The organism is Microcystis sp. M31BS1 (assembly GCF_020245285.1).
Taxonomy (GTDB): Bacteria; Cyanobacteriota; Cyanobacteriia; order Cyanobacteriales; family Microcystaceae; genus Microcystis; species Microcystis panniformis.
Genome location: NZ_JADBVE010000028.1, coordinates 16,424 through 35,674 on the forward strand (window position 1 = coordinate 16,424; position 19,251 = coordinate 35,674).

At 44.4% G+C, this 19,251-nt stretch carries 15 protein-coding genes, 2 pseudogenes and 1 riboswitch; of the genes and pseudogenes, 5 read left to right on the forward strand and 12 right to left on the reverse strand.

What is annotated here, in order from left to right:
* Positions 1 to 103 precede the first annotated feature (103 nt).
* The 5 genes from IM509_RS01465 to IM509_RS01485 all read right to left on the reverse strand — a co-directional run bounded on the left by IM509_RS01465 (position 104) and on the right by IM509_RS01485 (position 6,511).
* Positions 104 to 589 carry a PIN domain-containing protein gene (locus IM509_RS01465; protein ID WP_002757194.1) on the reverse strand — a complete coding sequence of 162 codons (486 nt, stop codon included), beginning with the start codon at positions 587 to 589 and terminating at the stop codon, positions 104 to 106.
* A complete protein-coding gene (locus tag IM509_RS01470; protein WP_002769612.1) occupies positions 582 to 833 on the reverse strand; it encodes a UPF0175 family protein in 252 nt (83 codons plus the stop codon). The genes IM509_RS01465 and IM509_RS01470 overlap by 8 nt, the downstream gene beginning before the upstream one ends.
* 327 nt (positions 834 to 1,160) lie before the next feature.
* Positions 1,161 to 4,043 carry a formylglycine-generating enzyme family protein gene (locus tag IM509_RS01475; protein WP_185238086.1) on the reverse strand — a complete coding sequence of 961 codons (2,883 nt, stop codon included), beginning with the start codon at positions 4,041 to 4,043 and terminating at the stop codon, positions 1,161 to 1,163.
* Positions 4,040 to 4,999 carry an AAA family ATPase gene (locus IM509_RS01480; protein ID WP_185238087.1) on the reverse strand — a complete coding sequence of 320 codons (960 nt, stop codon included), beginning with the start codon at positions 4,997 to 4,999 and terminating at the stop codon, positions 4,040 to 4,042. Before IM509_RS01480 ends, IM509_RS01475 begins: the two co-directional genes overlap by 4 nt.
* 6 nt (positions 5,000 to 5,005) lie before the next feature.
* Positions 5,006 to 6,511, reverse strand: coding sequence for a VMAP-C domain-containing protein (locus IM509_RS01485; RefSeq protein WP_185238088.1), 1,506 nt, complete (start codon positions 6,509 to 6,511; stop codon positions 5,006 to 5,008).
* A gap of 158 nt (positions 6,512 to 6,669) precedes the next feature.
* On the opposite strand from IM509_RS01485, the gene IM509_RS01490 reads away from it, so the two are divergent.
* Complete coding sequence (locus IM509_RS01490) at positions 6,670 to 6,852, forward strand: hypothetical protein (protein WP_036400907.1); 183 nt, start codon at positions 6,670 to 6,672, stop codon at positions 6,850 to 6,852.
* 63 nt (positions 6,853 to 6,915) lie between these two features.
* Positions 6,916 to 8,031, forward strand: a complete 1,116-nt coding sequence (locus IM509_RS01495; RefSeq protein WP_185238089.1) for a fatty acid desaturase — start codon at positions 6,916 to 6,918, stop codon at positions 8,029 to 8,031.
* Between the two features lie 180 nt (positions 8,032 to 8,211).
* Here IM509_RS01495 and IM509_RS01500 read toward each other — a convergent pair whose 3' ends face one another.
* From IM509_RS01500 to rpmI, 3 genes are read right to left on the reverse strand one after another with little or no spacing between them, the layout of a single operon-like run.
* Positions 8,212 to 9,168, reverse strand: a complete 957-nt coding sequence (locus IM509_RS01500) for a PhoH family protein (RefSeq protein WP_002772048.1) — start codon at positions 9,166 to 9,168, stop codon at positions 8,212 to 8,214.
* 13 nt (positions 9,169 to 9,181) lie between these two features.
* The gene (gene rplT / locus IM509_RS01505; RefSeq protein ID WP_002739593.1) at positions 9,182 to 9,529 is read right to left on the reverse strand and encodes a 50S ribosomal protein L20; all 348 of its coding nucleotides are present in this window, start codon (positions 9,527 to 9,529) and stop codon (positions 9,182 to 9,184) included.
* A 31-nt stretch (positions 9,530 to 9,560) separates the two neighbouring features.
* Positions 9,561 to 9,764, reverse strand: coding sequence for a 50S ribosomal protein L35 (rpmI, locus tag IM509_RS01510; protein WP_002781071.1), 204 nt, complete (start codon positions 9,762 to 9,764; stop codon positions 9,561 to 9,563).
* A gap of 209 nt (positions 9,765 to 9,973) precedes the next feature.
* On the opposite strand from rpmI, the gene IM509_RS01515 reads away from it, so the two are divergent.
* The gene (locus tag IM509_RS01515) at positions 9,974 to 11,149 is read left to right on the forward strand and encodes a transaldolase (RefSeq protein ID WP_185238090.1); all 1,176 of its coding nucleotides are present in this window, start codon (positions 9,974 to 9,976) and stop codon (positions 11,147 to 11,149) included.
* 35 nt (positions 11,150 to 11,184) lie between these two features.
* Here IM509_RS01515 and IM509_RS01520 read toward each other — a convergent pair.
* Together IM509_RS01520 and IM509_RS01525 are read right to left on the reverse strand one after the other, a co-directional pair.
* A pseudogene (locus tag IM509_RS01520) lies at positions 11,185 to 11,814 on the reverse strand (RNA-guided endonuclease InsQ/TnpB family protein); the annotation flags it as partial.
* A 120-nt stretch (positions 11,815 to 11,934) separates the two neighbouring features.
* Positions 11,935 to 12,234, reverse strand: a pseudogene (locus tag IM509_RS01525) (RNA-guided endonuclease TnpB family protein); the annotation flags it as partial.
* An 86-nt stretch (positions 12,235 to 12,320) separates the two neighbouring features.
* Positions 12,321 to 12,417: riboswitch (TPP riboswitch) on the forward strand.
* 8 nt (positions 12,418 to 12,425) lie between these two features.
* Between IM509_RS01525 and thiC the strand changes: the two are divergent.
* A complete protein-coding gene (gene thiC / locus IM509_RS01530; RefSeq protein WP_002751876.1) occupies positions 12,426 to 13,808 on the forward strand; it encodes a phosphomethylpyrimidine synthase in 1,383 nt (460 codons plus the stop codon).
* 87 nt (positions 13,809 to 13,895) lie between these two features.
* Here thiC and IM509_RS01535 read toward each other — a convergent pair whose 3' ends face one another.
* A complete protein-coding gene (locus IM509_RS01535) occupies positions 13,896 to 14,435 on the reverse strand; it encodes a phycobiliprotein lyase (protein ID WP_185238091.1) in 540 nt (179 codons plus the stop codon).
* A gap of 596 nt (positions 14,436 to 15,031) precedes the next feature.
* Between IM509_RS01535 and IM509_RS01540 the strand changes: the two genes are divergently transcribed.
* Positions 15,032 to 15,952, forward strand: coding sequence for an NAD(+) kinase (locus tag IM509_RS01540; RefSeq protein WP_052276520.1), 921 nt, complete (start codon positions 15,032 to 15,034; stop codon positions 15,950 to 15,952).
* A gap of 288 nt (positions 15,953 to 16,240) precedes the next feature.
* On the opposite strand, the gene IM509_RS01545 is transcribed toward IM509_RS01540, so the two are convergent.
* Positions 16,241 to 18,739 (reverse strand): plasma-membrane proton-efflux P-type ATPase, encoded by a 2,499-nt coding sequence (locus IM509_RS01545; RefSeq protein ID WP_185238094.1) that lies wholly within the window; start codon positions 18,737 to 18,739, stop codon positions 16,241 to 16,243.
* Positions 18,740 to 19,251: the final 512 nt, after the last annotated feature.

A 19,251-nucleotide genomic window follows, 5' to 3' on the forward strand; every position in this document is an offset into this window, starting at 1 on the left:
CTATCGGTGAAACCGTAGATTTTCTATCCGAATGCTTCGCCCGTACTTTTTCAGCAAGCTCTAAGTAAGTGATTATAATTAAATTAAAAATTGATTTTATACTCTATCCTTCACCAGCTAATTTTAACACAGAAGTACGAGTAGTGGCATCTAAGCGAAACTTCAGCAATTCTAGTTGATTAAGAATTGGCTCAATACGGTGTAGATAACCATTTTGTTTAGCCTTTAATAATATTCCCATTGTGCCAGTGAGTTTTATTCCTAATAAATTTGCATATCGTCTCGCCAAACTATCATCAAGTAAAGCGAGAGAATCGGTAATTTCTATTGCTAAAGCTAATACTTCTTTTTCTCCTTTTCCTAAATCAGTGACAAGGGGTAAAAGAGAAACTGATTTTGCTTGTTGAATAATTATCCAACTTAAGGAGGTTATATCAGGTAAAGAGATTCCAGAAGCTTTTCCAACGGCTAACTCTTGAGCTACTGAAAAAGGAATAATTATCTGTCCGTAAAAGTTCGGTAGTAAGTCAAGTAAGTTAGTCTGATAGAGGTATTGAATCGGTGATGTATCGGCAATGACGTTAGGCATTAGCCAGATCCTCGATTAATTCTGCTTCCTTGAGTCGGAAGGTATCAACTCCATAGTCTGCAAGTTTAGAAAGAAAAACAACTCGCGGAATACCTGCTAAGTTGGCAGCAGTGCCAGAGGAAAGTTTTCCCAATTCATAAAGTTTAATGGCAGCAAGAAGAGAGATTTCCTGTCCTAGTTGTTCTGGGGTGAGATGTAAAGCGAGAGCGGTTTCATCGGGTAGGGAAAGAGTGATTTGGTACATGATGAATCCTAGGATTAATTGATTGTAGGGTTGATTGTAGGGTTGATAGGGTTGATTGTAGGGTTGATAGGTTTGATTCTAGGTTTGATTGTAGGGTTGATTCTAGGTTTGATTCTAGGTTTGATTCTAGGTTTGATTGTAGGGTTGATTGTAGGTTTGATTGTAGGGTTGATTCATGAATCAACCCTACCTTGATAAGGGGAAAACCTAAAACCCGTCTTCAATTTAATTATAACCAGCTACTGATCAGCCAACCTCATCTAGTACATTTGTTGAAAAAAATCGAAAAAGAGAAAAAGGGAAAAAAGGGAAAAAAGAGAAAAAGGGCTACAAAGTCCTCCCAGCACCGCACACCACCCGAAAACCGTTGAAGCTGAGGTTGCGGCGGAGGCTGTTGCGGCGGAAAGCGGAACGGCAGTAATCTGTATCGTCGTAACAAGAACCGCCCCGCAGAGCTTTTTTTGCCTGATTTTGCTTTTTTTTGCTCTTTTCTCGCCGAGGACTACCATCATTAGGTGCGCCTTGATAATTTTCCCGGAAGTCATCCTGACACCACTCCCAGACATTGCCGTGCATATCATACAAACCAAAACCATTGGGGGGAAATTGCCCCACGGGGGTGGTTTGCTGGCTATATTCTCCTGCTGGTTCCTCAGCAAAGCGTTGCGTAGCATCGTAGTTAGCTAAATTTGAGGTGAGGGTTGCTCCGAAGTGGAAGGGAGTGGTGGTTCCAGCACGACAAGCATACTCCCATTCCGCCTCACTGGGTAGCCGATACTGTTTCTTGGTCATTTTAGAGAGCCTTTGGCAAAATTCTATGGCATCTAACCAAGATACCTCTTCAACGGGGTTTGTGCTGCCTTTAAAATATGATGGCTCTGGGTTTAAATCTCGCTCTACTTTTAAATCTTCCCTTTGGGCAATATATAACCATTGAGCTTGGGTAATCGGAGTTTGACTTAGGTAAAACGGGGCGATTTTTACTAAATGTCTCGGGGATTCTGCTTCGAACCAATGCCCATTGCATTTTTTCACTAGCCGCGCTATTTCCTCCGCTTCGGTTCCCATCCAAAACTCCCCCGAAGGAATATAGAGCATTTTTAAGCTGGGGGGATTTTCTTCAAAGTAGAAGGCTCTCACGGGTTCTTTGGCGGTAATTTGTCCCGTCTCATCCACAAAGACGGTTTCAGACTTGAACAGGGTTAGGTTAAATTTCTCGGTGATGATTTCTTCTTCTGTGTTATCCAAGACTTCCCTAAACTGGACTGGCATTGTCTCGGCGGTTATTTCTTCGCTTGCCAAAATTTTAAGCTGCTCAGGGGTTAAACGAAGACGCTGATACAGTTCCCCATCTTCTACGCTGAAATCCTTAAGTCTATGCTTGAGCAGTTGAAACAATATTTCCTCTCCTCCCGTAAGCTCTTTTACCTTAGCTATGGTTACGGTTTTATATTTCCTCAGCCACTTTTCCTCAACCGGTAGGGGTGGAGGTGAGTCAACCATAGATTGCAGCTTTTGGCTAATTTCTTGGTACTTTGCTTCCCCTAGCTTTTGGAAAACCTTAGCAGATACCTTGGCAAAGGCGCGGACTAGATTAGCTGCTTCTTTGCCGAGGAGAACTTGGGGATTGGTAAGAATAAGACCAAAAAAGGTGGTGGTACTCAGGTTAAGTTTTTGGGCGATGTATTCCGAGAGGACAAAAATTACTTCTAAGGCGCGGCTATTCCCTAGTTCAGTGAGCAGAAGCTCTCTGTCCTCATCATCAAATTCAAAATCTAGGCTGTTGGGGGGAGTATGAAAGTTAAATTTACCTCCTTTGTCCCACTTCACTGGTTCCCCTCCTAGATAGACTTTGAGAAAACCGCTAAGGATGACTTCTGCTATGTTTAGGGGGTTAGAGGCGCTTAAAAGTTGGCTTTGGATAAGACGGATGATGGGAAGATTTACCGGGGCTGCGGCTAATTTTTTCAGTAATTCCCAAGCTAGAGGTGAGGCGGTACTAGCGAATAGTTCTAGAGCTTGTTTCCTAGACATCTCCGGAGAAATAGTTGCGGGTATTTCTCTGTTTTGGGGGGATTTTTCTAGTAGTACCCCCGCACAGGTGGCGTTGCTGTCACCACTGACAACGAGCGCCCAAGCTTTTAAGGATGAAGGGGTTAGGGAGATGGTGGGTAGGGGAAAGTAGGTTTTTTGGATTGTTTCTCTGAGAATATGTTGATTTTCCTCTTCCTTCTCAATTTGTAGTAGGAGGGGGATAGAGGTAAATCTCCAGTTTTGTGAAGGTTTCCGGGGGGTTTGGTTGACTAGGGAGACGAACCAACCTCGACTAAGGGCGGTTCTTTCCCACATTGCTTCCGGGAAGGGAGAAAGCAGGGTGACGATTTGGTGTTTTCCCCAGTCCTGAAGAGCTTGGTTATAGCGTCCTTGATACCAGTCTGGGGAAGTACAATCGCTGTAGAAGAGGAGAAGTCTTTCGCCGCGAGGATGGATGAGATCTTTTGGGTGAATTGAGCAAGTATCGTTAGAGTAGGTACGGATGGCTAAATTTTGCCTGTCTTCGTCCCATCCGATGCGGTAGAGTTTGACATCCCGAAAGGCCCCGATTTGTTCTAGCCAATCGCGGATTTCCCCGGCCATTTCTTTCCAAAAGACCATGGAGGCCCATTCTTCAATCAGTAAAACTACCTCTAGGGAACGGACTTTTTTGGCTTGGTAAACGGGTATTAGGGCTAAACTGCCATCTTTCTTGCCGATGCTATACTCGGCCGATTTCTGTACGGTGCTGTTTAGGTTTATTTGTCTTTGGGTGGCTGAGTCTATCTTTTGGATGAGGGGACGCACTGCTCGCCCTAATTTTAGGGTTTCTCGCCAGAATTTGGCACTGGGGAGGCTAATGGGTAGGGTGTCTGCGCCTATCTTCTCCGGCTGTTTTTGTGCCTCTGTCTCCCGTATTAAGGGAACTTCATCGGATGGGGCTGCTGGCTCTTGGGTTTCGTTTTTACTCTCCTGGGGGGGGTTTTTAGCGGGAGGGGTTTCTTCCTTTTCTTCCCTAGGCTCTGTAGGGGTTTGGGGTTTTCCTTCCTCTTCTTGGGTGAGAACATACCACCATAAACTATCAGCTATCTGGTAACTGTCTAGGTCCCATCCCCTGCCCTTGACAAAGGTGATAAATTTATCAATCAGTTCTGGTGTGGGAAGGGTTTGGGTCATGTATTGCCTGTGTCGGTGAGATAGGTAAATAGTAGGTCGGTAAGGGACTTTAATTCTGCACCTGTGGGTTTATTTTCGCCCATGCTCAAAAAGACGGCGTTTAAAAGCTGGTCTGTTGCTAGTTCCCCTTTTTCTCGTTTTTTAACATATTCTGCGATCGCGTCTTCTATTTTTTTACTTTCGGGACTGGCTTCTTTATAATCAAAATGGCTTTTTACTATCTTTTTTAGTTCCTCTGGGGTGGGGTCGGGAATTTCTAAGAGCAGACATCTACGTTTAAAGGGTAGGGGAAAATCCCTCTCGCCGTTGCTCGTCATAATCACTATGGGGAACTGTTGGCAGCTTACCTTACCTTGGGGGATGGATTCCCATTCACCGTCATGGGTTTGTACTGGTATTGGTTGGTTTTTGGTATCTTTAGCGAGTCGGGAAAGTTCGGTGATTTCAAATCTTCCCTCTTCAAAAAGGTTTAAGAGGTCGTTGGGTAGGTCGATGTCACTTTTATCTATCTCATCGATAAGCAGTACCCGGGGATAATTTCTCGGACAGAGGGCTGTCCCCAAGGGACCCAAGCGGATATACTGCCCTATGTCTTTTTTTTCTTCTAATTGGTAATCTTGCAAACGTGCGATCGCGTCGTAGTAGTATAATCCCTCTTGTAGGGTGGTGCGGGTATTAATTGGCCAGACTAATACTTCTCCTAAGTCTAATTCGTAGGCGATTGCGTAGGCTAGGGAGGTTTTCCCTGTACCCGGTTTCCCTGTGACTAAAATCGGCCGGCGTAGGTGAATGGCTGCGTTTACGGTTTCGATGGTTTTATCGTTAACTATGAGTTGTTTTCCCCGCTCCTCGGATTTGTTGGTGGCGAAGCTTCGCCAAGGTGGGATTTCTGGCCAAGTAATCTTATCCCTTGAGCGTTTTTCATGATTGCCTTGAAAGATTTTCCATGAACTCATAGTTAGTTAACCTAGGTGCTGAGATGTTAAGTAGTGGAAGGGGGGCATCCGATTAGGGTCTTCTAAAAAGCATAATAGATGATGTCCTAGATGTTCTGGTTCATCTTCTAAATTATCTGATGATTGTCGCCTCACCTCTTGAACTTTTGTGGACAATTGATTGATTTGAATACCCTGTAAGAGTGTATTAATTTGTGTTCTGTGAATTGCTTCCTGAGCATGACAGCGCGACCCAACGGCTAAAGGTATTCCATATTTTAAGCTTCTTTTAAAGAATTGCTCTAAATCCTCTTGAGTTGAAGCGCAAAGATTGCTCCATAGAGTTGTTTCTTGGCATAAGTAGGACTCGCTGTTAGTAACTGTTTGTGTATCTATAAAAGTTTTTTTTAAGTTTTCCCATCTACTTTTCCAATTTTTATAAACTGGTTGATTCCGATATCTATTCTCCAATCTCATAAGAGAGCGAACATTAACAAAATATACTCTCTTAAGTTGAGTTAGGCTATCAAAGTAATTGTATTCCCAAGATTCAAAGTTAGTATATAGTAGCTTACCATTGGTGAAAAATTCAATATTTAAGTTTGCACCTCCTCGCTCATGACAATCTTCAATAATTTTTGTTAAAATGTTCGTTATATCTTTTTGAGTATAAACATCTTTGCTAACGCTACTATCTACAGGAAGATGTATATAATTATTTTCTTGACTTTGAGATGTATTTAACTGTAGAAACCACGCAGCAAATTTATATTCAGGGGAAGTATTTGCTTGACTTTTACTCTCCTCTATTTTGATAATTAGATAGTTGTTAATATTTTCTCGATTGTCAGGTTCCGGATTAATTTCTGTTATCTCTGCTGTCCAAGCATTGTAATCTGTGTCAGTAATATTTAATAGTTTCTTTAACTCCTGTATTGTTTGTTCAATGTATGAGCGAGTGTCGCTATTAATTCTGCTATCTTGAGTAAGTCTAAAAAGTATTCTTAATAAATCTTTATCATCTCGAATATTTATGATTTTATCGATGATTTTTTCAAAATTAGCATTGTCATTATCTGGCAAGTACGACTTTATGATCCGATTCAGTTCTGATTGTTGTTGTCCAGACAATTTATTTTTAAGCTCTGTAAATATATTAATTTTTGTCTTGCTTTTAACAAAACTATTTTCTACAGAGATACCCTTGTTATCGATAGCATTCCAATGCTCAATTAATGTAATAAAATTGGTCTTTTGAACTTTTATAGGCGTTTTCATAGCTTCTGTGAGAGCTTTAGAAATCAAGGGAAATAATTTTTTATTTGCTTCTTTCCTAAGATTTTCTGAATTTAAGTAATTTTTCTCTGCTATCTCATCATAAGTTAAACCTTGACGAAATCCATTTACTAAGATTTTTTGTATATCAGATAATCCCTTATTATCTACTTTTATAACTAACTGCATTACAATGCCCAAAAAATCTGATTCATTCAGATCACTTGGTTTTTTAGACTTAGGTTTTCTATTTCCCATTTGTACTTGTGGTTCTCCTTTTAAGAATACAATTCACAAAATGCTACTTTTAGCTACTTAATGATACTTTGGCAAATTGACTACTAAATGCTACAAAAACTACCTCGACAATTAAAAGGTCTAGAAATAAGCTAAAAGTGTAGTCTAATTCAGAGCTTATGTACATCTCAAACTACCAGATTAAATCACTAACCCAGAGGCTAAAAAATCGCTTGGGGTATGTACCCAAAGAAGCTTGGGTAATTAATCTCGCCATCGAGATAGAAATCTCTCCAAAGCCGTTTTTTAGTGATGGGCAATTAGTCCAGCACTACCGAGAAATCGAACAGCTGCACAGCTAATAAAACCGCCTGAATTTGGTTATTTAACCATTTTCAGGACAGTACAACTTATTTTCTACTGCCATGATACTGAAAAAACCCACCCCAACACAAGCATCGGCTTTAAGGGATAATCCACGCCTAGGGATGCTCCAACTCAGCGATAATCGTCTCGTACAAGCTTTCTTTGACTGGCTAACAGGCTACTACCTTGCTCCCCCTCTCTGGAAAAGCACGCCCTCCTTAGAATTACTCTATGGCATACTCCAGTATATAGGAGGATTAGCGATCGCTCTTAGCCACTGGCAATTAATACCCCTAGGATGGGTGTTATCCGTAGCTGGAGCGGCTCAATTGCAGGAAATAGCCCACTTTTGCGCCCATAATGCTTTTTTCCCTCAATATCCCACTTATAACCATCTTTTAGGTTGTTTACTTACCTTAATTACTGGGAAAAAGCCCTTTCCATTGTTCAAAAAAGATCACCTATTAATTCACCACCCGCCGAAAAACCTAGCTACCATGAATGACAAAGGGAATACCCCCTACCTAGTAGAAGATTTAGGTTTTGAATTTGCCCAAGAAGAGGCCTTCTATTGGCAAAATTTGGGCAAGTTATTACTCTCTCCCAAGTTTTACGGAGAAACCTTCCTTTCTCGCCTGACTAATCTCCTTAAAGCTCCCATTAACTACCAAATAGCTACCCTGATTGTGCTTTTCTTGGCCTCTGTTTGTGCGGGTTTAACCCATGCTTGTTTAATCTGCTTACTCTGGGCGCTATTTACCCAACTCGGAACCTATGCAGCCGCACTCTTGCAACAGCTACCGGAGCATAATTGGGCCTATAAAGCTGATGATAATGAGGGAGCTAAATCTCAGGTAATTGGTAAATCTTTTGCCCTATATCTGGGTGCTTACCCCCCGCGCTCAGACCACTGGTTAGAGTGGTTAAAATGGTCCACGGAATTAGTGGGAGCAGTCTTTATTCGGCTAATCATCCTTCCAGTTAGCCTAGGGGCGCACTGTGTTCACCATGCTACACCAAACGATCACAACTGGGCTAATCAACTATACACCCTAAGAGCTTTTCAGACTGGCTCGGTGAAAGGATGGCAGCGTTATCAATTCCTTGAGGTTTGGGGATACCGAAACGCCTTAAACTACGTCTTTGTCGGTTTTAGTTTAAGGGGAAAAAGCTAAATTAAACTCGGTGTGCAACTATATTTTTAGTCTTGATTTACAACAAGACTTTCAGAAATCAGCAGAGATAAAGTATCCTCTGGAACCCTGATTCTGTCCTTTTTAGTTGCACATCGCGTTAAATTAACCTAATTCTATACCCTCTCACCAGAGTACAAGAGCGACTATCTCAACAATCTGTTATTTTTCGTGCTGTTCGTAAGCTGAGACAATTTTTTGTACTAGGGGATGACGCACCACATCGGCCCGGGATAGGTAACAAAAAGCGATCCCTTCTACTGATTTGAGGATTTTTTGAGCGGCAATTAACCCCGATTCTTGTTGTTGCGGTAAATCGGTTTGGGTGACATCTCCAGTTACTACCATACGCGAACCGAATCCCAAGCGCGTTAAGACCATTTTTAACTGTGCTGGGGTGGTATTTTGGGCCTCATCAACGATAACAAAAGCATTAGCTAGGGTTCGTCCCCGCATATAAGCTAAGGGAGCTATTTCGATTTTACCCCGTTCCATCAGGTCGGGAATTTTGGCCGCTTCGATAAATTCGTATAAAGCATCGTAGAGGGGACGCAAAAAAGGATCGACTTTTTGCTGTAAATCCCCTGGGAGAAAGCCTAATTTTTCCCCCGCTTCCACGGCCGGCCGGGTGAGGATAATCCGTTCTACTTTATCTTCTAATAAAGCTTGTACGGCTAAAACGGCGGCTAAAAAGGTTTTCCCCGTGCCAGCAGGTCCAATACAAAAGGTGATATCGTGACTTTGAATCGCTTGGATATATTGACGCTGACGGAAGGTTTTTGCCCGAATTAGCTCCCCGCGACGGGTACGAGCGAGAATATCCTGCTGTAGTTCTTTATACTCGCTAGAACGCCCCGTATCGAGGGCATGGATAGCGGTCATAATATCGGCTTCGGCGATTAACTTGGCCTCTTGCCATAAAATACTTAAGGAGCGTACAATCGCTGTGGCACGCTCCACCGGGGTCGGTTGCCCCGCAATCCGCAATTCCATGCCTCTGAGGACTAAATTCGCCCCAGTTTGCCTGGCTATCAATTTGAGGTTAGCTTCTTGATGACCCGCTAAAGCGATCGCACTTTCTGAACTGGGGAATTGAATCGTTTGCCAAGTTTCCGTCATGCTTGGGGCTAAATTATCCTTTGGCTGTTTCTACCACTTTAGCAAAAGCGACGGGATCGAGGACAGCTAATTGGGCTAACATTTTCCGATTGAGGAGGATATTAGCTTTCTTTAATTGTCCGGTCAGTTGGCTGTAACTGATGCCCTGTTGACGGGCAGCCGCGTTAATGCGGGTAATCCAAAGACGACGAAAATCGCGTTTCCGTTTGCGACGGTCTCTATAGGCATTCCGCAAGGCCTTCATTACCTGTTGGTTAGCGGTACGGAATAAGCGCGAGTGAGAACCGCGAAAACCTTTGGCTAATTTGAGAACTTTTTTGCGTCGCTTGCGGGCGACATTCCCCCGTTTTACTCTAGACATGATAATCCTTTAGACAATTTTTCTGGAAAATTTACAAATAGGGCAACATTAAGCGCACTTCCTTCTCGTCGCGCTCGTGTACCAGGGTAATCTGGGACAAACGACGGCGCTTGCGTTCGGCACTTTTATGATCGAGTAGGTGATTTTTGAAGGCTTTGCGACGTTTGATTTTTTTGCCGCTTCCCGTGGCCTCGAATCGTTTGGCCGCCGCCTTTCGCGTTTTTAGCTTGGGCATAAACTCCGTTTTGTTAAATCGACACAATCACTAATACTATCACAAATAAAGGACTTTAGGCAAGAAGTAGCTAAAAGATTCCCCGCTTATCCTTACTTTGGCCAGGTCTGTGGGTAGGAATTAAATCAATCGGGAATTTTTCCCCTTCCTTTCGATCGAATCGCTAAGATCCAGATAAAGTCTTGCGTTAACACGCATCTGGAGAAGTTATGGCTAAAACCCTACTAGAACAATTACGGGAATTTACAGTGGTTGTTGCCGATACCGGCGATATCCAAGCGATCGAAGCTTTCACCCCCCAAGATACCACCACTAACCCCTCCCTGATCACGGCCGCGGCCCAAATGCCCCAATATCAGCCGATTGTCGATCAAACCCTGCAAGCGGCCAGAAAAGAATTGGGAAAGCAGGCCACCCCGGAAGATGTGGCCACATTAGCTTTCGATCGCCTAGCCATCGGTTTTGGTCTGCAAATCCTGCAAATCGTCCCCGGCCGCGTCTCCACCGAAGTGGATGCTCGTCTTTCCTACGATACCCAAGCTACCATCCACAAGGCCCGTTATCTGATTTCCCAGTATGAACAAGCAGGTATCTCTAGAGAAAGAGTCTTAATTAAAATTGCCTCGACGTGGGAAGGAATTAAAGCCGCAGAAGTCCTCGAAAAAGAGGGAATTCACTGTAATTTAACCCTATTATTCGGGTTCCATCAGGCGATCGCCTGTGCGGAAGCGGGAGTAACCTTAATTTCTCCCTTTGTCGGTCGGATTCTCGATTGGTATAAAAAAGAAACCGGTAAAGACTACGTTGGCGCTGAAGATCCCGGGGTCCAATCCGTTACCCAGATCTATAACTACTATAAAAAGTTTGGCTATAAAACCGAAGTTATGGGGGCAAGTTTCCGCAATATCGGCGAAATTTGCGAGTTAGCTGGTTGTGATCTTTTAACCATTTCCCCGAAACTTCTCGAACAATTGCAAGGGACAGAAGCCGATTTACCCCGTAAGCTCGATCCAGCACAGGCTGCAACCCTTGATATTGTCAAAATTGCCATGGATCACGCGACTTTTGAAAAAATGCACGCCGAAGATGCCATGGCTTCCGAAAAACTAGCGGAAGGTATTCAAGGTTTTACCAAAGCTTTAGAATTGTTGGAACAATTGCTGATTCAACGTTTAACCCAGTTGGAAGGTCAGTCAACCCTAGAACACGCCGCCGAAGATATTTTCCGAGTCTATGATCATGATGGGGATGGTTTCATCACCCGGGAAGAATGGGCGGGAACCGATGCGGTATTCGATGCGATCGATATTAACCATGATGGGAAAATTTCTCCCGATGAGATCGCTGTCGGTTTAGGTGCAGCCTTTCGTTTAGTGGAAGCTTGACTCTCCCCCGCTAAACCTAGCGGGGGATTCTTGGTTCATAGGCTCTTGACTAGATCAAACAGGTTTAACTGAACGACCCCCGCCAGACCGCCTCCGCAAGCGTTTTCTAACACGGTCAGTCCGACCGCGTTTTTTCCTCGGTTCTCGATTACCTTCGCTGATGCCGTATCTCTTGGTTCGATGTGGCCGCAAGAATCGCACCGGTGAACTCTTTCCGATAACGACTTTTTACCAGTAAATGCGCCACAATTGGGACACTCCTGTGAAGTTCCGTTTTTATCGACCTTAAGATAATATTTTCCCCGTTTCCAAACAACCAATGGTAAGTACCTAGGCAAAATTATTTACACATGACGATCATTGCCCCGTAAGGGTTTTAGCTCGATCGGGCAGGTAATTAATTTTGCATGACTACTTAGTATCTCGTTAATAAAACTACCAATGCCTGAATCCAGAGATTGTTTTCTAACGATCCCTCTAGACCAGGAAATGAAGTTAATATCTTCGACAAAGATATTATCAGCGAGATCGCAAAGGTAATGAGCTAGTTTAAAGTGCCAATCTCTACGAGTATTAGACACTTTCTCGTGTAATCTTGCTATCTTCTCTTGGAGTTTTAACCAACTGTTTGAGCCTTTGACTTTATGTTTCAAGCGTCTTTGTAAGTAGGGAGGCACAATTATTTGTAGGATGGGTTAGCGGTAGCGTAACCCATGCGGGCGTTGGGTTTCATACTTCAACCCAACCTACGTTCATCTTATATTTAATTCCACCCACCTACTTAGCAATTTAAGCTTACTCTGTACTTTCAACAAAAATCGAGGGGCTTTGATTAAATCTCCTCGTGAAGTAGCCACAAAACTCTCAATCCCCGCGTCAATTCCTAAACAGGTCTTCCCTACTGTCATATCGGGAACTAATTCCGTAGATTGGAAGGAAACCGAAACGTAAAATCCCGACGCTTTTTGGATAATTCGAGCTTGTTTAGGCTCAAACCCAGACGGGTACTTTCTGGATTTCCTAATCCGAATTTTTCCCAATTGTGGAAAATTTAAGTATTCGTCACCTAAGAAGTTTATTGTAGGGGGTCTAAGTGGGTTTTAGCCTAACTGCCCAATCAAACAACAATCTTAAGCTTGATCTCCTCAGTCGTCAACAGTGATACAATTGCCGTCATAGCTAGGGGTGTCTGGGATAATCAGGCTGAGAAAGACCCTTAGAACCTGAGACTGGGTAATTCCAGCGTAGGGAAGCTGTTTACAGAGGAAATAAAATTATGAGACAAGAATGGGTTGCCCCCCGGCGCGGACAAGCAAATGTATCGCAAATGCACTACGCCCGTCAGGGGATAATTACCGAAGAGATGACGTATGTGGCAAAACGGGAAAATCTCTCTCCCGAATTGATTCGCAGCGAAATCGCCCGAGGAAGACTGATTATTCCCGCTAATATCAATCACCTCAACCTCGAACCTATGGCGATCGGTATTGCTTCTAAGTGTAAAGTTAATGCTAATATCGGGGCTTCCCCTAACTCCTCGAATATTAACGAAGAACTGGAAAAATTACACCTAGCGGTCAAATACGGCGCGGATACGGTGATGGATCTTTCCACCGGTGGCGGTAATTTGGACGAAATTCGCACTGCGATTATCAATGCTTCTCCTGTCCCCATCGGTACTGTACCCATCTATCAAGCGGTGGAAAGCGTTCACGGCAATATTGAAAAACTCACCCCCGAAGATTTCCTCCATATTATCGAAAAACACGCCGGGCAAGGGGTAGATTACATGACGATTCATGCGGGAATCCTCATCGAACACCTGCCTTTAGTCAAAACCCGTCTGACCGGGATTGTCTCCCGGGGTGGTGGTATTATTGCTAAGTGGATGTTACACCACCATAAGCAAAATCCTCTCTACACCCATTTCGATGAAATTATCGAGATTTTCAAGCGTTATGACGTTTCTTTTAGTCTCGGTGACTCCCTACGTCCCGGTTGTACCCACGATGCTTCCGATGCGGCCCAATTAGCGGAATTGAAAACCCTCGGCCAACTGACGCGCCGCGCTTGGGAACACGATGTACAGGTGATGGTGGAAGGACCTGGCCATGTTCCCATGGATCAAATTGAATTTAATGTGAAAAAACAAATGGAGGAGTGTAGCGAAGCACCCTTCTATGTTCTTGGTCCCCTTGTCACTGATATTGCCCCAGGGTACGATCATATCACTTCGGCGATCGGGGCGGCTCTGGCGGGTTGGTACGGGACGGCGATGTTATGTTATGTCACTCCGAAAGAACATCTCGGTTTACCCAACGCTGAAGATGTGCGAAATGGCTTAATTGCCTACAAAATAGCGGCTCATGCGGCAGATATCGCCCGTCATCGTCCCGGGGCGCGTGATCGTGACGACGAACTCTCCATTGCTCGTTATAATTTCGATTGGAATCGTCAATTTCAGTTATCCTTGGATCCCGATCGCGCTAAGGAATACCACGATGAGACTTTACCCGCAGATATCTATAAGACTGCGGAGTTTTGTTCGATGTGTGGACCGAAATTCTGTCCTATGCAAACTAAGGTCGATGCCGATGCAATTACGGAATTAGAGAAGTTTCTCGCTAGTCAGAATCAAGACAATTTAACCCCAGTTTAAAGGGGAGTTATGGGAAGGGCTGATTTGATTTCAGCCCTATTCCTAGGATAAAAGTCAAAATTATGGGAATAGCCGTCATTTTTTTGACTAATTGACCCGTTTTTCTAGATATTGACCGATCATCAATTCTTGACCAGCGCGAGAGATAATAGTTTGTCGGGTGCGATATTGTTGACCGATGAGTTTAATTTCTTCTTCAAAGACAGAACCGGCGTATTCTGTTCTCAGACAGAGAGTAGAGGGGTTAGGAAAGGTATAAATGGCACTAACGGGTTTATCCGTCGCAAATCCCCGATCGCGATAGAGAATATTATCTAAAATACCGAATATAGTCGAACCGTTGGAGGGTTTTTTACTCTGGGGACGCAGATAATTACTTTGCCAAGTGACTTCCGTACCACCTAATAGAACTGTATCTTCCAGATTATGTAAACGGGCCAGTTGAATTAATGTTTCGCTGCCTTGGGGTAAATATTTAATCTCGATGGCGCTGATAACTTCTTGGGGTTCCGTTTCTTGGGTGAGGGTGTAATAACGTCTCTGGGATTGCCAGCGTCCTTCTGTCTGCTTAAAAAAGGCTAAAGCCAAAGTTTCTAGCGATAATTGGGCGGTTTGAATTAATGTCATAGAAATAAAACCTTTCCTGTTTTTTGGGAGAGCAGATTTGTTATCCTTTGTCAAGAGTTTGCCAGAGAATTGTTACACATCTTAATACAATTATAACCTTGCGGGGAAATTAAGTGGTAGGGGTGTTGAGGGAGATAATTGGGAAAAAGTCGCACAGATACAGCAGTTACAGGGAAAAAAGGGAATAAGATTGCTAAAACCTGCCAGCTTATCCTAGTTAGGGCTTGCTGAATAAATGTGAAATGTAGGCAAGGTAAGAGTTTTGTGGCTTTTCTCGCGGAACAGGTGCAAGATTTTGAGAGAATCGTCCTTCAAAACATTGCGTCTTCATCGGCCCGCGTCCTGTAGGGGCGAAGCATTCGGGCAATAACCTATCGGTGAAACCATAGATTTTCTATCCGAATGCTTCGCCCCTACTTTTTCAGCAAACCCTAGTTAATTCCATCTACCCTTATCTATCGATTAATTCTGTCAAATTGGCTACAGTCAGGCCGAGGTTCTTCCCCCAACCCCTTTTTTACTTTTTACTTTTCACCCGATCTACCCGGTCTTGGTATTGTTAAAAATATAGAACCTCCGAACAAGGTCTCAACTCCGTGCAGTTAAAACAAGTAATCATCGCTCACAAGGCCAACCATCCCCAAAGTAAAGCATGGGCGGAAAAATGCGCTAAACAGTTAGAAGCCCGTCAGTGTAAAGTTTTAATGGGACCCAGTGGCTTTAAAGATAATCCCTATCCAGTATTTTTAGCCTCAGCATCGGAAAAAATCGACCTTGCCATCGTTTTGGGGGGAGATGGAACCATTTTGGCCGCTGCTCGCTATTTAGCCCACGAAGACATTCCAATTTTAGCGGTGAATGTTGGCGGCCATCTGGGATTTTTAACGGAACCTTTGGAGATTTTCCAAGATACGGAGACGGTCTGGGAGCGTTTACAATCCGATCACTATGCGGTACAACAACGGATGATGTTAATGGCCAGAATCTATGAAGGGGATAAAAGAAACCCGCAGCCAGTGAGCGAGGCATTTTATGCCCTGAATGAGATGTGTGTGAAACCCGCTAGTATCGATAGGATGCCCACCTCAATCCTCGAAATCGAAGTGGACGGGGAAGTAGTAGATCAGTACCAAGGGGACGGTTTATTAGTGGCTACTCCCACGGGATCCACCTGTTACACCGCTTCCGCTAATGGTCCGATTATACACCCCGGCATGGAAGCGATCGCTGTCACCCCGATTTGTCCCTTGAGTCTCTCCAGTCGGCCGATTGTCATTCCCCCGGCATCTCTGGTTAGTATTTGGCCTCTGGGAGACTACGAATTAAATACTAAACTCTGGATGGATGGCGCTTTAGCTACTTCCATTTGGCCCGGGCAATGGGTGGGAGTTACTAAAGCCGAAAAATTCGCCCAATTTATTATCCTGCGGGAAAGTTATTCTTTTTATCAGACTCTACAGGAAAAATTGCAATGGGCCGGGGCAAGAATTCACTATGATGGCAATCGTCATAATTAGGGTTTGTTGAATAAATGTGAAATGTAGGCAAGGTAAGGGTTTTGTGGCTTTTCTGGCGAAACAGGTGCAAGATTTTGAGAGAATCGTGCTTCCAAACCTTGCGTCTTCATCGGCCCGCGTCCCGTAGGGGCGAAGCATTCGGGCAATAACCTATCGGTGAAACCGGAGATTTTCTATCCGAATGCTTCGCCCGTACTTTTTCAGCAGACCCTAATTAGAGTTTGCTGAAAAAAATTTTCTGGGGAAAGTGCCTGATGAGCTTGGTTTTCCCCAGGATAGGGACTACGATCAAGTTTTTAAATTCTCCCAAGTGGATTGATAGGTGTTGCCTAAATCTGCCTTGGGATGATTAAAAATCGAATAGAGAGCCAATTTGACTCGATCGATAATCAATAACCAGACTAGGGCATAGAGCCAGCTTTTTGCCACTCCCTCAAAACCGATCGGGGCGATCAGGATTCCGAACATTGAGATCAGCGAAGATATAATGACCGAGATGCCAGTAGCGATCGCTAGAGGTTTAGCAGGGGCCAAGGACCAAAACGCACCTTTTGCCCGCACCGAATAGAGAGTCATCATCCCTAAGAGAGCGATATTGAGGAAAATATAGGTTTGCACCTTGTCAGGAGTCATTCCCCATACCCGGCCCGCTAGATAGTACAGTAGGAAAGTGGCAATGACGTTGACCACTCCCAAAACCGAAGCGATGGTGAGAACTTTCGGCATATCCCAAGCTTGGGGTACTTTCGATATCTTGGCATTATCGTAGGCGATCGTCATGATCGCTCCATCGTTAAGAATTGCTAAGAAAACGATCATAATTGCCGTAATCGGGTAGGAATTAAAGAACAGAATCGCCAAAGTGGTAAAAACGAGAATCTGAATTGTGGCGATGATCCGGTAGAGAACATAACTGGTCATCCGCTCAAAAATCTGACGACTTAACCTAATTGCATCGACGATTACCGATAAACCGGGGGTAAGGAGAACTATATCGGCCGCCGCCCGGGCCGCATCCGTCGCCCCGGAAACCGCAATCCCCGCATCGGCTTTTTTCAGCGCCGGCGCATCGTTGACCCCATCTCCGGTCATACCGACAATGTGATTAGTTTTCTGCAAGACATCGACGATATGATATTTGTCCTCCGGGAAAACTTGACCGAAACCATCGGCGCCGAGAATCTGTTCATCGAGGGTTCCTAGCTGATTGGGGGGGACTTCCCGAAAAATTTTGGCATCGAGGATATTGTTACCTAAACCCAATTGTCGAGCGGTTTCCTTAGCGATTAACACCTGATCCCCCGTGATCATCTTGACGGGAACCCCTAATTTTAGGGCGGTTTGTAGGGTTAATTGGGAATCAACCCGTGGTGGATCAAATAGGGAGATAATGCCCAAGAATTGCCATTGACCTTGGGGGGTGGTTTTGGCCACTCCTAGGGCGCGATAGCCTTTTTTGGCGTAATCTTCGATGATTTGATTCACCGGCCCTTCGATTTCCTCTTTATTGTAGGCTAGATCGAGCATTACCTGCGGTGCGCCCTTACTGGTTTTAAAAGTCTCACCATCGGCGGTGGTAATATCGGCTTCGGTGCGTTTAGCGACGGGATCGAAGGGGGTAAAGTGGGTGACTTGATAGCGATCGAGTACCGTGGCATCTTTTAAACCGGCGAGAATAGTTTTATCGATCGGATCGTCATCGCTAGTTTGGGAAGCGAGGGAAGCGGTGAGAATTAGATCGTCGGCGCTGATCCCCGGCAGGGTGTAGGGATCGCCTAAACTAAGCTGATTAAGGGTGAGAGTGCCGGTTTTATCGGAACAGAGCATATTCATGCCCGCTAGTTCCTCGATCGCCGCCAAGCGTGTCACCACGGCGTTTTTATCCGCTAGTGCCTTTGCCCCTACCGACATACTGACGGAGAGAACTGTGGGCAAGGCGACGGGAACAGAAGCAATGGTGAGAACGAGACAGAATTTCAGCAAGCGGATCACTTCTACGCCCTGTTTATCGACAATACCGTTATAAAGACGGTAAACAACGATAATAGCGATTAAAATCAGGGCAATGACGATGAGAAAGTCACCGATTTTGAGGACTGATTTCTGGAAATGGCTGACGTTTTCGGTACTGGCTACCAGTTTAGCGGTACGACCGAAAAAGGTATTACTGCCGGTCCCGTTAACTATGGCCTCAGCTTGACCTTTTTTCACCACTGAACCTGAGTACACTTGTTCGCCAGAACTGCGATCCACGGGTAAGGATTCCCCCGTTAGGGCAGCTTGGTCGATTTTGACGGGATCCCCCGGCAGCAGTCGGGCATCGGCCGGCAGCACATCGCCGATCTTGATCCGGATCACGTCTCCGGGTACTAATTCCCTAGCGGGGACGGAAACAAATTTGCCGTCTCTTTTGGCATCGGCATTGAGGGCGAGTTGCGCTTTCAAGGCAGCCACCGCATCCCCGGCGGTTTTTTCCTCGAAGTAGCCGATCAAACCGTTAGCCACCAGTAGAATGGCGATAATCACGAAGTCCACCCAATCACCGACGATAGCGGAAAAAATTACCGCCGCTTCAATCATCCAGGAAAAGGGATTCCAAAAGTAGGAAAGGAATTTGATCAGGGGGCTGACTTTTTTCTCGGCAATCTCGTTATAACCGTCGCTATTGAGGCGATTTTTTGCTTCACTGGTGGTGAGACCATCGGGAGATGTTTTCAGTTGGATCATTAAATCTCGCATGGAGATTTTTGAGAGATCGTTGGTCGGTTTATCGGTAGTATTGGTCATCTCTGGTTAATTTTTCAGCAATATACAGTAATTGCTCGGCTTTTTCAACGCTTTCATTCTAGGGCAACTTTTGCAAATGATCTCTAGTTTTATAATTTTCTCAGGTCAGTTCGGGTTAAGTAGGGAGGCACAATTATTTGTAGGATGGGTTAGCGGTAGCGTAAACTATGCGGGCGTTGGGTTTCATGCTTCAACCCAACCTACGTTCATTTTATATTTAATTCCACCCACCCACTTAGGCACTCATACAAGAGGCACTCATACAAGAGGCAAAGGGCAAAAGGCAAAAGGCAAGGGGCAAGAGGGGGAATAAATAATCAGTCTTTAATAACCAGATTTAGTATTACCGGTTCTTCGGTTTGTGTTATGCAATGGACGGGGGTTATAAGGGATGGAACCTTTATATAGAAAGGCATTTAGCGATTTTTGTCAATTGTTTTTGCTCTAGAGCGAACTAATCAATTAAATCTCTTACCAGATAAAGATTTAGTCGATTTATGCCCCCCTATCGA

Excerpts from the sequence above, each read along its gene's own strand:
- IM509_RS01465 (WP_002757194.1), bottom strand. The coding sequence starts at position 589 with ATGCCTAACGTCATTGCCGATACATCACCGATTCAATACCTCTATCAG.
- IM509_RS01470 (WP_002769612.1), bottom strand. The coding sequence starts at position 833 with ATGTACCAAATCACTCTTTCCCTACCCGATGAAACCGCTCTCGCTTTA.
- IM509_RS01475 (WP_185238086.1), bottom strand. The coding sequence starts at position 4,043 with ATGACCCAAACCCTTCCCACACCAGAACTGATTGATAAATTTATCACC.
- IM509_RS01480 (WP_185238087.1), bottom strand. The coding sequence starts at position 4,999 with ATGAGTTCATGGAAAATCTTTCAAGGCAATCATGAAAAACGCTCAAGG.
- IM509_RS01485 (WP_185238088.1), bottom strand. The coding sequence starts at position 6,511 with ATGGGAAATAGAAAACCTAAGTCTAAAAAACCAAGTGATCTGAATGAA.
- IM509_RS01490 (WP_036400907.1), top strand. The coding sequence starts at position 6,670 with ATGTACATCTCAAACTACCAGATTAAATCACTAACCCAGAGGCTAAAA.
- IM509_RS01495 (WP_185238089.1), top strand. The coding sequence starts at position 6,916 with ATGATACTGAAAAAACCCACCCCAACACAAGCATCGGCTTTAAGGGAT.
- IM509_RS01500 (WP_002772048.1), bottom strand. The coding sequence starts at position 9,168 with ATGACGGAAACTTGGCAAACGATTCAATTCCCCAGTTCAGAAAGTGCG.
- rplT (WP_002739593.1), bottom strand. The coding sequence starts at position 9,529 with ATGTCTAGAGTAAAACGGGGGAATGTCGCCCGCAAGCGACGCAAAAAA.
- rpmI (WP_002781071.1), bottom strand. The coding sequence starts at position 9,764 with ATGCCCAAGCTAAAAACGCGAAAGGCGGCGGCCAAACGATTCGAGGCC.
- IM509_RS01515 (WP_185238090.1), top strand. The coding sequence starts at position 9,974 with ATGGCTAAAACCCTACTAGAACAATTACGGGAATTTACAGTGGTTGTT.
- thiC (WP_002751876.1), top strand. The coding sequence starts at position 12,426 with ATGAGACAAGAATGGGTTGCCCCCCGGCGCGGACAAGCAAATGTATCG.
- IM509_RS01535 (WP_185238091.1), bottom strand. The coding sequence starts at position 14,435 with ATGACATTAATTCAAACCGCCCAATTATCGCTAGAAACTTTGGCTTTA.
- IM509_RS01545 (WP_185238094.1), bottom strand. The coding sequence starts at position 18,739 with ATGACCAATACTACCGATAAACCGACCAACGATCTCTCAAAAATCTCC.